The sequence below is a fragment of the Paraburkholderia aromaticivorans genome (assembly GCF_012689525.1).
GTDB classification, from domain to species: Bacteria; Pseudomonadota; Gammaproteobacteria; order Burkholderiales; family Burkholderiaceae; genus Paraburkholderia; species Paraburkholderia aromaticivorans_A.
Genome location: NZ_CP051515.1, coordinates 3,610,737 through 3,622,708, shown reverse-complemented (window position 1 = coordinate 3,622,708; position 11,972 = coordinate 3,610,737). Strand labels below are relative to the sequence as shown.

The 11,972-nt window shown below is 62.1% G+C and carries 11 protein-coding genes; 7 read left to right on the top strand and 4 right to left on the bottom strand.

The window, feature by feature from the left end:
• Nucleotides 1-21 precede the first annotated feature (21 nt).
• Together HF916_RS27970 and HF916_RS27965 are read right to left on the bottom strand one after the other, a co-directional pair.
• Complete coding sequence (locus HF916_RS27970) at nucleotides 22-375, bottom strand: superinfection immunity protein (protein WP_168791960.1); 354 nt, start codon at nucleotides 373-375, stop codon at nucleotides 22-24.
• A gap of 43 nt (nucleotides 376-418) precedes the next feature.
• Nucleotides 419-694, bottom strand: a complete 276-nt coding sequence (locus HF916_RS27965; protein ID WP_168791959.1) for a hypothetical protein — start codon at nucleotides 692-694, stop codon at nucleotides 419-421.
• 341 nt (nucleotides 695-1,035) lie between these two features.
• Here HF916_RS27965 and HF916_RS27960 point away from each other — a divergent pair, with 341 nt between their 5' ends.
• Both HF916_RS27960 and HF916_RS27955 read left to right on the top strand, forming a co-directional pair.
• On the top strand, nucleotides 1,036-1,287 hold the full coding sequence (locus tag HF916_RS27960) for a hypothetical protein (protein ID WP_168791958.1): 252 nt from the start codon (nucleotides 1,036-1,038) through the stop codon (nucleotides 1,285-1,287).
• Between the two features lie 684 nt (nucleotides 1,288-1,971).
• Nucleotides 1,972-2,172 carry a hypothetical protein gene (locus tag HF916_RS27955; RefSeq protein WP_168791957.1) on the top strand — a complete coding sequence of 67 codons (201 nt, stop codon included), beginning with the start codon at nucleotides 1,972-1,974 and terminating at the stop codon, nucleotides 2,170-2,172.
• Nucleotides 2,173-2,256: 84 nt separating this feature from the next.
• Here HF916_RS27955 and HF916_RS27950 read toward each other — a convergent pair whose 3' ends face one another.
• On the bottom strand, nucleotides 2,257-3,504 hold the full coding sequence (locus tag HF916_RS27950; RefSeq protein WP_168791956.1) for an ATP-binding protein: 1,248 nt from the start codon (nucleotides 3,502-3,504) through the stop codon (nucleotides 2,257-2,259).
• A complete protein-coding gene (locus tag HF916_RS27945; protein WP_168791955.1) occupies nucleotides 3,488-4,228 on the bottom strand; it encodes a response regulator in 741 nt (246 codons plus the stop codon). Before HF916_RS27945 ends, HF916_RS27950 begins: the two co-directional genes overlap by 17 nt.
• A 350-nt stretch (nucleotides 4,229-4,578) precedes the next feature.
• On the opposite strand from HF916_RS27945, the gene HF916_RS27940 reads away from it, so the two are divergent.
• From HF916_RS27940 to HF916_RS27920, 5 genes are all read left to right on the top strand, one after another.
• Nucleotides 4,579-5,808, top strand: coding sequence for an efflux RND transporter periplasmic adaptor subunit (locus HF916_RS27940; protein ID WP_168791954.1), 1,230 nt, complete (start codon nucleotides 4,579-4,581; stop codon nucleotides 5,806-5,808).
• Between the two features lie 12 nt (nucleotides 5,809-5,820).
• Nucleotides 5,821-9,012: an efflux RND transporter permease subunit gene (locus HF916_RS27935; protein WP_168791953.1), complete on the top strand. Its 3,192-nt coding sequence runs from the start codon at nucleotides 5,821-5,823 to the stop codon at nucleotides 9,010-9,012.
• A complete protein-coding gene (locus tag HF916_RS27930; protein ID WP_168791952.1) occupies nucleotides 9,009-10,442 on the top strand; it encodes an efflux transporter outer membrane subunit in 1,434 nt (477 codons plus the stop codon). Before HF916_RS27935 ends, HF916_RS27930 begins: the two co-directional genes overlap by 4 nt.
• A gap of 224 nt (nucleotides 10,443-10,666) precedes the next feature.
• A complete protein-coding gene (locus HF916_RS27925) occupies nucleotides 10,667-11,074 on the top strand; it encodes a DUF1398 domain-containing protein (RefSeq protein ID WP_168791951.1) in 408 nt (135 codons plus the stop codon).
• Complete coding sequence (locus tag HF916_RS27920; protein WP_168791950.1) at nucleotides 11,071-11,772, top strand: DNA alkylation repair protein; 702 nt, start codon at nucleotides 11,071-11,073, stop codon at nucleotides 11,770-11,772. Before HF916_RS27925 ends, HF916_RS27920 begins: the two co-directional genes overlap by 4 nt.
• Nucleotides 11,773-11,972 lie beyond the last annotated feature (200 nt).

Sequence of the window (11,972 nt, the reverse complement as noted above, 5' to 3'; positions counted from 1 at the left end):
GAAGCGGTTCGAGCATGAAGACTAGCTCCGCCGGCCACTGCTTGCCGCAATCCGCGCAACGATCGGCACCAGGCGAGGGTTGAACGCCCGGATCGAGCTACCACGACATTCAGCCCGGGCGACGATTGAATCGATCGTGATTCGCGCGACCGCGCGATGCGCCCGCTTCGCGAACTGCTTCAGCCGGCGATCGCTCACAGGGTGCCGCGCCCAGATCAGCGCCGCGAACCAACCGATCACTGTCCATCCGAGCAGGATGTTGACCATGGTCACCGCAAAGGCGTCTTTCCGTTCTCTGGCGTCCGCAATCATTGCGGGCGCCAGATACAGCATCAGCGCACCCAGCACCGCCACACCTTCGATAATCTTCGACATTTCGACACCTCTCTACAGCCTTGGTATGCAGACGACCTTTAGATTAGTGACCTGAGTACAGGCGACTCAAAGACTGGTCCGGTTGACGGCTACCCGATTCCGAAGACGACGTCGCGACGCCACCGTACGAACTATTGACCGAACCGACCGCGTCGTTGCGTTCGGCTGCGACGGTTTGCGCGCTTTGGCCGCGCTGCGAAGCCGGGGCGCCGACCGACGGACGATACGAAGGCGCCGGGCCGTAGCCGCTGGCAAATGCGGGGGCAGCGAAAGCGGTAGTGGCTGCGACGAGCAAGGCTGCAAGAAGTTTGCTTTTCATGATGAATCTCCAATGCGATTTTTAGGAGCACCGCGAGTCGGATGAGACGCGCGCCGCTGACAAGATGCAGTTTAGTTGGCGTCTATCTTTTTTCTATGCCGATAGGGTGAAATCACAGTTGCTGCAAAACGAACAATGAGGCGGAGTGCGGCCCATGGCGGGTTTCCGGGCATCCCGGCACTGAGAAAGGCCGATTGCGAATGGTCTGCGGGTGGCCGAAAACCGCGCTTGCAAATCCAGCTAGAAGGCGAAAACAGGGATTCGTCTGCGGTGATAGCATCCCGACGGGTAAGTTCCGACAACGGCGAAGTGCGAATCCGGTCTGCGAATGGAGATCCGAAATGTCATCACGTATCGACAAGTCTTCGCTGGTGTTCGACAGCATCGAAAACGATGAGCACAACCGATGCGTGGACCTGTTCCTGCGTTCAGACAGCACGTACGGATTCGAAGAGTTTCGTCGCGATGTTGAAGACGGCGGGGCCTGGACGCCGGTCCAATACTATTCGGGTGCTGTGTTTGCTTCGAAGGAAGAAGCACTCGACGCCGCAGTTAAAGCAGTCGTCTGGCTTGCCGATAGGGTCGCTCGTTGAGGTGAGCCGTTCCAGGATGGTGAGGAATTCCAGGAGATAGCGCCGCACCGATGAATGGTGAGGAATTCCAGGAGATGGCGCCACCACGATCAAAGGTGAGGAATTCCAGGAGATAACTTCATCGCGTTTAACGGTGAAGCTTTCCAGGAGACAGACAGCTCAAACCTGCTGAGAGGTGAGCCGTCCCAGGAGCCGGAACCGCACTTTAGCCGCAAACAAAAGACGTCAAGGTGAGCCGTTCCAGGAGATCACCCGGAAAAGGTGAGCGATTCCAGGAGGTGAGTCAACGCCGCGCTGAATCCGCACCGAAGATAAGGTGAGGATTTCCAGGGAGTTCTATCCATAGCGCCAACGGTGAAGCATCAAGCGCTCAGGCACCTCACCTTGAAGGGCATGGACGCGACGCCGATGCCGCCCATCTGCTTACATCCTCTTCCATATGCAAACAAAGCGTGAACGCGTCAGCGTTGCCCGCGCAACGCTGTAAAAAGCCACGTCGCCCGCGCTGTAAGGCGACACACCCACACACGCGTTTCGCGTCAACCGCCATTCACCACCGAGCTTGTAACGGCTTCGTAAAACATGATCTTTCGCGGGTTGATAAGTTGCGCATGACACGCAACGTCGCCACTCCGAACACGAGCGACGACGTGACGTGACCATAGACTCATCGAAGGAGAAAGCATGAAGAAGTTATTGGCAATCGCGGCGCTGGCCGCCTTGAGCGCAACCTTGAGCGGATGCTGGTGGGGACCGCCTCCGGGTTGGGGCGGCGGCGGTCAGGGTCACGGCGGCCCCGGCGGCGGGCCTGGCGGCGGCGGTCCCGGCGGAGGCGATGGGCCTCATGGCGCGATCGTCGTTCCCGGCAACGTCGCTCAAGCCTGACCGATACACGCCGCGCGTGAGCTCACGCGCGGCAACGCCGCGAACAATTTATCCACGCAGCCGCGCGAGCAGATCCGCAAGCAACTACGCCGGAAACGTCATCGACACCACGAACCCGCCGTCAGCCGCGTTATCCGCGTGAAAAGCGCCGCTGTTATAGCGCACCAGACGCCGAACGATCGCGAGACCCAAACCGCAGTGCGCATCGCCGCTGCGTGCTTCGTCGAGTCGCACGAAGGGTTGCAGCGCCCGGTCGAGCTGGCCGCCTGGAATGCCGCTGCCATGATCGCGCACCTCGAGCGTGAAGCGGCCGTTATGCCGGGACGTCGAGATTTCCACCGGCGGTTCGCCATAGGTGAGCGCGTTCTCGATCAGGTTCGTCAGAATCCGGTCGAGGTCGACGAGCGGCAGTTCGAAGCCGTCGCCGGCGTGCAGATTCAGACGCACGAGTGCATCGTCGGCGAGACTGTCGCCGTAATGCCGGCGGCAATGCGCGTCGACATTAGTGCGCGGCGAGGTGTCCGCGGTCTCGCGCGCAAAATCCAGAAACTGCGTGACGATGCGGGACAACGACTCCGCATCGCGCAAGAAACCGCGACGGTTCGCTTCGTCAGGCAGCAGATCCGCGCGCACCTGCATGCGCGTGATCGGCGCGCGCAGATCGTGCGCCACGCCAGCCAGCATCACCGCGCGTTCCTGCTCGGCCTGCGCGAGTTCATGCACCATCTGATTGAAGTCGCCGATCAATTCCTTCAACTCGCGCGGACCGCTCGCCTCGACGACCGGCGCGCGATGGCCGACGCGGAATTCGCGCGCCGCAAGCGCAAGCCGATGCAACGGCCGCTGCAAATGCCAAGCGCCGACCAACGCGATGATAACGGCGAGCACCAGCATCGTTGCCGATGCGCCGAGAAACCGTCGTGCCGGCAGCATCGAATTCTGCAGTTTGAGCCAGTCCGAATAGCCCGCGTAGTGCACCCACACCGTGCCGTCATCGGCGTCGGCCACCACCTGGCTGCCCGGCGGCAACTTCGCGCGCAGGTCCCGTTCGAACGGACCCGACGTGTTCTCACAGGGTGCGGGACAGCCTGCCGCGATCGCGTCGTTCGTTTTGACATACGACACGCCGAGTATCGCCGAGACGTGCGACGCGGCCAGCGCCCCGTCGTGTTCGGCCTGGACCGCTAGAAGCAGCGCTTGCCGCGCATGACCCGTATCGATCTGCCCGCGCTCACGGTCCACGAGCAGCATGGCGGTGATGTGCACCAGCACGATCAGGCTCACCGTCATCAACGAGAGCCGGCCGAACAGCGTGTTAAAGGGATTGGTCATCGTCACTGCCGCCAGGCACGAACATGTAGCCGGTGCCGCGTAGGGTCTGAATCAGGCGCGGGTTGGCCGGATCCTCTTCGAGCAGACGGCGCAGGCGCCACACCGGCACGTCGATACCGCGTTCGGTCACTTCCGAATACGGGCCGTGCAGCAGGTCGACGAGCTTCGAGCGCGACAGTGTTTCCATCGGATGCTGGGCGAGCACTTCAAGCAACGCATATTCACTGCCGGTCAGCTTGAGCGGCTCGTCGTCGCGAAACAGCGTACGGCTCGCGAAATCGAGCCGGAAGCGGCCGAAGCGCAGCGCTTCGCGCTTCTCGACCGGCGCCGCTGCGGCAGGCGCCGGTTGCGCATGCCGGCGCAGCACGGCATGAATGCGTGCGAGCAATTCCTGCGGCATGAACGGTTTGCCGAGATAGTCGTCGGCACCGAGTTCGAGCCCGACCACGCGATCGACGCCGTCGGCGCGCGCGGTCAGCATGATCACGGGAATCGTGTCGCCGTTGGCGCGCAATTGCTTGAGAGCGCTGAGTCCGTCGATGCCCGGCATCATCAGATCGAGCACGATGATGGACGGCCGCTCGCGTTCGAGCCGGCGTGCCAGGTGATTGGCGTCGTGCAGCACGGACATCTCGATGCCGCGTTGCTGGAAGAAGGTTCGGAGCAGGTCACGAAGGTCGGCGTCGTCGTCGACCAGTAAAACCTGGATGGGCGTGTCTGACATGGCTGGGCCCTGATCGATGAGGACAATTGACTGACGGCGTTCCCGCGCGCCTGTCACTCGTCGAAATATATCGAATCGCACGGCGCCGGCGGTTTCGGGTTCTTAACCGTGCTTACAGTTTATTACGGCAATGGCGCCAGTTCGAGTGGCTTGCGCGAACTATCGCGTCCCTTCACGCCATTACTCCGCGCCGCGTTACACGTCGTAATCCCTGTCTAAGCCACCGTAAGATGCTGCTCTCTATGCTGGACCCCATCTTGCCGCTGGCGCGGCGCTGCGTGGGCTCTTCGCGAGCGAACGGCGCATGCCAGACGGCCCTTGGTCGAATCCAGTCGAAGGATGCTCACAGCATGCCCACTCTCTCCATCGCGGTCGAACCGTCGCGGCGCGCGCCGGCGTTCACGCTTCTTGCCGCGGCCGTTGCCGTTGCTACGTTCATGTTATCGGGTTGCGGCGAACAGACGTCTCACGGACCCATGCAGTCGGTTCCCGAAGTCAGCGTCGAAACGATCACGCCGCATACCGTCGTGTCGAGCACCGAATTGTCCGGGCGGCTCTCGGCGATTCGCGTCGCGGAAGTCAGGCCGCAGGTTGAAGGCATCGTTAGAAAGCGCCTGTTCACTGAAGGCTCGCAAGTCGCGGCCGACGCCGTGCTGTATCAGATCGATGCGTCCAGTTATCAAGCCACTTATGACCAGGCGGTCGGCACGCTAGCCAAAGCAGTGGCGACGGCGAACGCCGCGCAGACCAAGGCCGCGCGCTATGCCGAGCTCTCGAAGATCCAGGGTGTGAGTCGTCAGGACTACGACGACGCCGTCGCCGCATTGGACGAAGCGAAAGCCGACGTGGTCGCCGACCGCGCCGCGTTGAAGACCGCGGCGATCAACCTCGGCTACACGAAAGTGGTGGCGCCGATTGCGGGCCGCATCGGCAAATCGAGCGTGACCGAAGGCGCGCTCGTGACCGCGGAGCAGACCACCGCGCTCGCAACCGTGCAGGCGACCACGGAGATGTATCTCGACGTCACGCGTTCTTCCGCCGACTGGCTGCGTTTGCAGAAGGAATTCGCGAGCGGGCAATTGCAGCAGTCCGGCACGGACGGCGCCGTCGTTCATCTGGTGATGGAAGACGGCAGCACTTATGCGCAACCCGGCAAGCTGCTGTTCTCCGATATCACCGTCGACGCCACCACCGGTTCGGTGACCTTGCGCTGCGTGTTCCCGAACCCGGACGGCGTGTTGTTGCCCGGCATGTTCGTGCGCGCGCGCCTCGAAGAAGGCGTGAACCAGCAGGCGATCACGGTGCCGCAACTCGCGGTCTCGCGTGCGTCGGACGGCTCGGCCAGCGTGCTCACCGTCGGCGCCGACAACAAGGTCGCGCAAACCGCCGTGACGGCGGACACCGCATCAGGCAGCGACTGGCTCGTCACGAGCGGCCTCAAGGCGGGCGATCGCGTGATCGTCGCGGGCTCGCAGAAGGCGCGCACCGGCGCGGTCGTCAAGCCGGTCGAAAGTCCCGGCACGTCGGGCACATCGGGTGCGCCCGCCACCGCGGACAACACGTCGGCAGCACATAGTTAAAGCGAGATTCTCATGGCAGGATTTTTTATCAACCGACCGATTCTCGCGTGGGTCATCGCCATCGTCATCATGATGATCGGCGGCGCTTCCATCGGGACGCTTCCGGTCGAACAGTATCCGAGCGTGGCACCGGTCTCCGTGCAGATCACGGCGACCTATCCGGGCGCCTCGGCCGAAACGATCGCGACCACTGTCACGCAGGTGATCGAGCAGAAACTGAGCGGCATCGACCATCTGCTCTATATGTCGTCCACCAGCAGTTCGTCGGGACAGGCGCGCATCACGCTCACCTTCCAGCAGGGCACCAACGCGGACATCGCTCAGGTGCAGGTGCAGAACAAGGTTGAACAGGCCAGCTCGTCGCTGCCGGAGACGGTTCAGGAGCAAGGCGTGCAGGTCGCGAAAGCGGCCAACGCGTTCCTGATGATCGTGTCGCTGTCGTCGACGGACGGCAGCATGAATTCCATCGACCTCGGCAATATCATCGCGACGCAAATCGAGGATCCGCTCACACAGATCGACGGCGTGGGCGACGTCACGCTGTTCGGCGCGCAACACGCCATGCGCATCTGGCTCGATCCGGTGAAGCTACAGGCGCTCGGGCTAACTACCGCCGACGTCACCACTGCGATCACGAATCAGAACGTGCAACTCTCGGTGGGCCAGGTTGGCGGTTCGCCGTCCACGAAAACGCAAGCCATCAACGCGACGATTTCCGCGTCGAGCCTGCTCACCACGCCCGTGCAGTTCGGCGCGATTCTGTTGCGTGTGAATAGCGATGGCTCGAAGGTCATGCTCAAGGACGTCGCGCGCGTCGAGGTCGGCGGCGACGATTACAGCACGGACTCGCGCCTGAACGGCAAGCCGGCGGCGTCGCTCGCGGTCAAGCTCGCGAGCGGCGCGAATGCCATGAGCGTGGCGAAAGCCGTGCGCGCCAAGCTCGACGAAATGAGCGGGCAATTGCCACGCAACGTCGTGGTCGACTATCCGTACGACACCACGCCGTTCGTGAAGATATCGATCGAAGAAGTGGTAAAGACGCTGGTCGAAGCGGTGATGCTGGTGTTCGTCGTGATGTACGTATTTTTGCAGAACCTGCGCGCGACGCTGATTCCGACCATTGTCGTGCCGGTCGCTTTGCTCGGCACGTTTGCGGTGATGTCGTTGGTCGGCTTTTCGATCAACGTGCTGTCGATGTTCGGGCTCGTGCTGGCAATTGGCCTGCTAGTGGATGACGCCATCGTGGTCGTCGAAAACGTCGAGCGGTTGATCGCCGAAGAAGGACTGTCTCCCGTCGAAGCCACGCGCAAGGCGATGAAGCAGATCACCGGCGCACTGGTCGGCATCACGACGGTACTGATCGCCGTATTCATTCCGATGGCGTTCTTTTCGGGCTCGACAGGCGCGATCTATCGGCAGTTCTCCGTCACGATCGTCGCGGCGATGCTGCTCTCGGTGTTCCTCGCGCTGACGCTCACGCCGGCGCTGTGCGCGACGTTGCTGCGGCGTACTGACGTCGAGCATCACGCGAAGCGTGGCGTGTTCGGCTGGTTCAACCGCGTGCTTGCGCGCGGCACCGATCGCTACGACTCGGCGGTCTCGCGTGTGATCGGCAATCCGATGCGCTACATGGTGATCTATGTCTTGATCGCGGGCGTCGTGGCGTTGCTCTTCATGAAGCTGCCGTCGTCGTACCTGCCGGACGACGATCAGGGGATCATCATCACGTCGATTTCCGCGCCCGTCGGCACGCCGGCCGCGCAGACGCTGGAGACCGTGAAAAAGGTCGAAGCCTATTATCTCGGGCTTCCGCAGGTCGACAAGATCATTGCGCTGACGGGCTTCAGCTTCAACGGCTCCGGACAGAACAACGCGTTGACCTTCGTCAAGCTCAAGGACTGGAGCACCCGGCGTGGCAAAGACGGCTCGGCTTCGGCGCTGATCCAGCACGCCAACATGCACTTCGCGGCCACGCGCGACGCGCAGATTTTCGCGCTCAATCCGCCGGCCATTCAGGAACTCGGCACGCAGAGCGGCCTCGACTTCGAACTGGAAGACCGCGCGGGCCAAGGTCACGACAAGCTGATGGCCGCGCGCCAGCAACTGATCGCGCTCGCAGCCAAAGACAGCGCGCTGTCCGGCATGCGACCTGGCGGTCTCGACGACACGCCGCAGTTCCATGTCGACATCGACCGTGAGAAGGCGAGCGCGCTCGGGCTCTCCATTGCCGATGTGAACGACACGTTGCAGACCGCGTTCGGCTCGTCGTATGTGAACAACTATGTCGACACGGGGCGGATTCAAAAGGTCTATGTGCAGGCCGACGCGCCGTACCGGATGATGCCGTCGGACATCGGCCGATGGTATGTGCGGTCGAGCACCACTTCGACGAGCACAAGTACGACTACCGCCGCGAGCGGCACGAGCAGCACGACCACCAGCGGCTACGACGGCGAGATGGTGCCCTTCTCCGCCTTCGCCACCGGCAAATGGACCTTTGGGCCGCCGCAGATCGAGCGCTTCAACCGCACGCTGGCGATGGAAATCACCGCGCAAACCGGCGCGAATACCAGCACAGGCCAGGCAATGGACGCCGTCGACGCGCTCGTCAAGAAACTGCCCGCAGGCTACGGCATCGACTGGACCGGGCAATCGTACCAGGAGCGCATCGCCGGTTCACAGGCGATCTATCTGTACGCGATTTCGTTGATCGTCGTGTTCCTCTGCCTCGCCGGCCTGTATGAAAGCTGGTCCATTCCGATCGCGGTGATTCTGGTGGTGCCGCTCGGCGTGCTCGGCGCTGTGCTGGGCGCGCATATCCGCGGGCTTTCCGACGACATCTATTTCAAGGTCGGCCTGCTCGCGACCATTGGCCTGTCTACCAAGAACGCAATCCTGATCGTCGAATTCGCCAAGGATCTGCAAGCGCAGGGGCGCGGGCTGATCGAGGCCACCATCGAAGCCGCCAGGCTGCGGCTGCGGCCGATTCTGATGACGTCGCTCGCCTTCATATTCGGCGTCTTGCCGCTCGTGATCAGCAGCGGCGCCGGTTCGGCGAGCCGTCATGCGATCGGCACCGGCGTGATGGGCGGCATGATCGCCGCCACGTTCCTCGCGATCTTTTTCGTGCCGGTGTTCTTTGTCGTCGTGCGACGCCTGTTCGGCGAACACGGCGACCCCAAGCAACAGGAAGGTGTCGAATGATGAGACTCAAACTCGGTGCCTGCGCCGTGGCGTGCGCGCTCGCCGTGCTCGCGGGCTGCACGCTCGATCCGCACTATGAACGGCCCGCAGCGCCGGTCGCGGTGGCTTATCCGCAAGGCGATGCTTACGAAAGCACGAGCGCGGCGGCGGCTGCAAAGAGCGCGAGCGGCACGGCCGCCACATCGCCGCTTGCCATCGATACTGCATGGCGCGACTTCTTTCGCGACGAACGTCTGGAACGATTGATCGAAATCGCGCTCGCGAACAACCGCGACATGCGCGTGGCGGCGCTGAACGTCGCCGAATACGAGGCGCAATATCGCATCACGCGTGCCGCACTCGCGCCGTCGATCAGCGCGAGCGGGAGCCTGACTCGCGAACGGACCCAAGGCGTGACGAGCAGTGCCAGCGACCTCAACGTCGGCACGACGTCGTGGGAAATCGACTTCTTTGGGCGCTTGCGCAGTCTCAAGCGTCAGGCGCTGGAAAACTACCTCGCAACGGATGCATCGCGGCAAAGTACGCAGATCAGTCTGATCGCGACGGTGGCGACCGACTATCTGACCTTGCTCTCCGATGAACGCCTGTTGCAATTGACCGAAGACACGGTCAAGGCGGATCAGTCCACCTACGACGTGACGAAGCGCGTCCAGGAGTTGGGCAATTCTTCTCTGCTCGACGTGCAACAAGCCGAGAACTCATTGGCGAGCGCGAAGGCGAGTCTTGCGTCTTACCGTCGCGCCGTCGCGCAGGATCGCAACAACCTGGTCGCCGTGCTCGGCGCGCCGATTCCCGATGACCTGCCGCCTGCCCGTTCATTCGACGACGAGTCGATGTTCGCCGACATCGGTGCGGGCGTGCCGTCGCTGCTGCTCACCCGTCGTCCTGACATCGTGCAGGCGGAGCACGCGTTGAAAGCGGCGAATGCGAATATCGGCGCTGCGCGCGCAGCGTTTTTTCCGAAGATCGAACTGACAGCGACGGCCGGCACGTCGAGTTCGACGCTCTCAAGTCTGTTCAAGGCCGGCACGGGAGCGTGGGCATTTGCGCCGAGCGTGTCGGTGCCGATCTTCGATTACGGCAGCAACAAGGCATCGCTCGATGTCGCGAAGATCGAGAAGCAGATCGAGGTCGCCGACTATGAAAGCACGATCCAGACGGCGTTCAAGGAGGTTTCGAATGCGCTGACGGCGCGCGCCACTTACGTCGATCAGGTGCAGGCGGACCGCGAATACGTGGCGTCCTCGCAGCGATACTACACGCTGGCCGAAGCGCGTTACAAGGCGGGCACGGATAGCTTTCTGACTTTCCTCGATGCGCAACGCACGCTCTACACCGCGCAGCAGCAACTCGCGACGGATACGCTGTCGAGGCAAGCCAATCTCGTGACCTTGTACAAGGTGTTGGGCGGAGGTTGGGAGCAAGGCTGAAAGCGTAGAGGTGAGAAGATTCGGGAGCCGTCGAGGTGAGAATATCGCCACCTGTACGCGCACTTTAAATACAAAGGTGAGGGAATTCGGGAGCAGAAGCCGGGGTTCTTATCGAGCTAAGTTTTGCCTGCGAGTTTGACATTGATTTCCTAGGAAACTAGTATTCGAATAACGGATCGTCTCTGTTTCCGTGGCTTAAATGCCCAACTTTGCAGGAGATCGCCATGCCCGCCAGGCTCGATGAAGCAAGCCGTCGCGTTGCCGAAGACTGCGCGCAGCGCTCGCACAACGGCACGATCGACTTCGGCTCCGTGGTACGCGCGCTCGGTGAGGCCGGCATCGAGTCGTATTTCACCGATTACCGTCGCGGCGAGCATACGTACTACGCGCCCGGCGGCGAGACGCATGTGATCGCCTTGCCGCTGCCGGACGTCGCCATCGCGAACGCATTCGATGCCGACGCCGTCAACCAAGCCGTGCGCGGCGCGCAAAACGGCGCGGTCAAGTACGCCGAGTTCGTGCGCCGAACTCTGACCGCGGGATGTGTCGGCTATTTCGTCTGGATCGCGGGACGTCAGGTGCAATATTTTGGCCGACGCGGCGAAGTTCACGTCGAGCGCTTTCCTCAATGACGCCTCACGCCTTCGCCAAGGAAATCAAGGCGGTACTCGCCCCGCATGCCGACGCAGAGCGCGCGCTCGCCATGCGCGCCTACATGCGTCACCAGTTCGACTTTATCGGTGTGCCGACGCCGCTGCGACGGCAAGCGGTAACGCCGGTTTTCAAGCGGCTGCCGGTGCAGAACGCCGAACACTTGCTGGCGTGCGCCAATCGCTTATGGACGATGCCGGCGCGCGAATACCAGTACGTCGCGACCGATCTGCTGGCGCGCAACTGGAAAACGCTTGCCGTCACCGACATCGCGCATTTGCTGACCATCGCTCAGCACGCTTCATGGTGGGATTCGATCGATCCACTCGCGGCCGTGGTCGGCGACGTGCTGAAAGCGGCGCGAGTCCAGACGCCGCAAGCGCAAGCGCAGGCCGTAATGGATGCTGCGCTTCAGCACGAATCCATGTGGGTGCGGCGCATCGCGATGATTCATCAACTCGGCTGGCGCGGGCATACCGACGAAGATCGCCTCTTCGGCTACGCGCGTTCGCTGGCTGCGGAAAGCGACTTCTTTATCCGCAAGGCGATCGGCTGGGCGTTGCGAGATTACGCGCGGCACGCGCCCGAAGCGGTGAGCGATTTTCTGTCGGCGTCGCGAGACCTCATCTCGCCGCTCACCTTGCGCGAGGCGTCGAAACATCTTCTGCCGATTCGCTGACGCTTCTTACGTCCGTCGTTCGACCGTATCGCCAACGCGTGCGCTCGATACGCGCAGTTTGTTGAAATGGCGACAAGACGCAAAATCAAAAGAGCATCAAATAACGGCGCTTTCTCCAAAAACTTTAGCAATTAATTTGGAGCGGTGAATGCGCTTTAAAAAAGTCTGCAGTCATCGCTTAGTAACATGCTTGCGCAATA

What these genes read in the sequence shown, in the direction of transcription:
- HF916_RS27970 (WP_168791960.1), bottom strand. Translation starts at nt 375, where the DNA reads ATGTCGAAGATTATCGAAGGTGTGGCGGTGCTGGGTGCGCTGATGCTG.
- HF916_RS27950 (WP_168791956.1), bottom strand. Translation starts at nt 3,504, where the DNA reads ATGACCAATCCCTTTAACACGCTGTTCGGCCGGCTCTCGTTGATGACG.
- HF916_RS27940 (WP_168791954.1), top strand. Translation starts at nt 4,579, where the DNA reads ATGCCCACTCTCTCCATCGCGGTCGAACCGTCGCGGCGCGCGCCGGCG.
- HF916_RS27920 (WP_168791950.1), top strand. Translation starts at nt 11,071, where the DNA reads ATGACGCCTCACGCCTTCGCCAAGGAAATCAAGGCGGTACTCGCCCCG.
- HF916_RS27965 (WP_168791959.1), bottom strand. Translation starts at nt 694, where the DNA reads ATGAAAAGCAAACTTCTTGCAGCCTTGCTCGTCGCAGCCACTACCGCT.
- HF916_RS27955 (WP_168791957.1), top strand. Translation starts at nt 1,972, where the DNA reads ATGAAGAAGTTATTGGCAATCGCGGCGCTGGCCGCCTTGAGCGCAACC.
- HF916_RS27930 (WP_168791952.1), top strand. Translation starts at nt 9,009, where the DNA reads ATGATGAGACTCAAACTCGGTGCCTGCGCCGTGGCGTGCGCGCTCGCC.
- HF916_RS27945 (WP_168791955.1), bottom strand. Translation starts at nt 4,228, where the DNA reads ATGTCAGACACGCCCATCCAGGTTTTACTGGTCGACGACGACGCCGAC.
- HF916_RS27935 (WP_168791953.1), top strand. Translation starts at nt 5,821, where the DNA reads ATGGCAGGATTTTTTATCAACCGACCGATTCTCGCGTGGGTCATCGCC.
- HF916_RS27925 (WP_168791951.1), top strand. Translation starts at nt 10,667, where the DNA reads ATGCCCGCCAGGCTCGATGAAGCAAGCCGTCGCGTTGCCGAAGACTGC.
- HF916_RS27960 (WP_168791958.1), top strand. Translation starts at nt 1,036, where the DNA reads ATGTCATCACGTATCGACAAGTCTTCGCTGGTGTTCGACAGCATCGAA.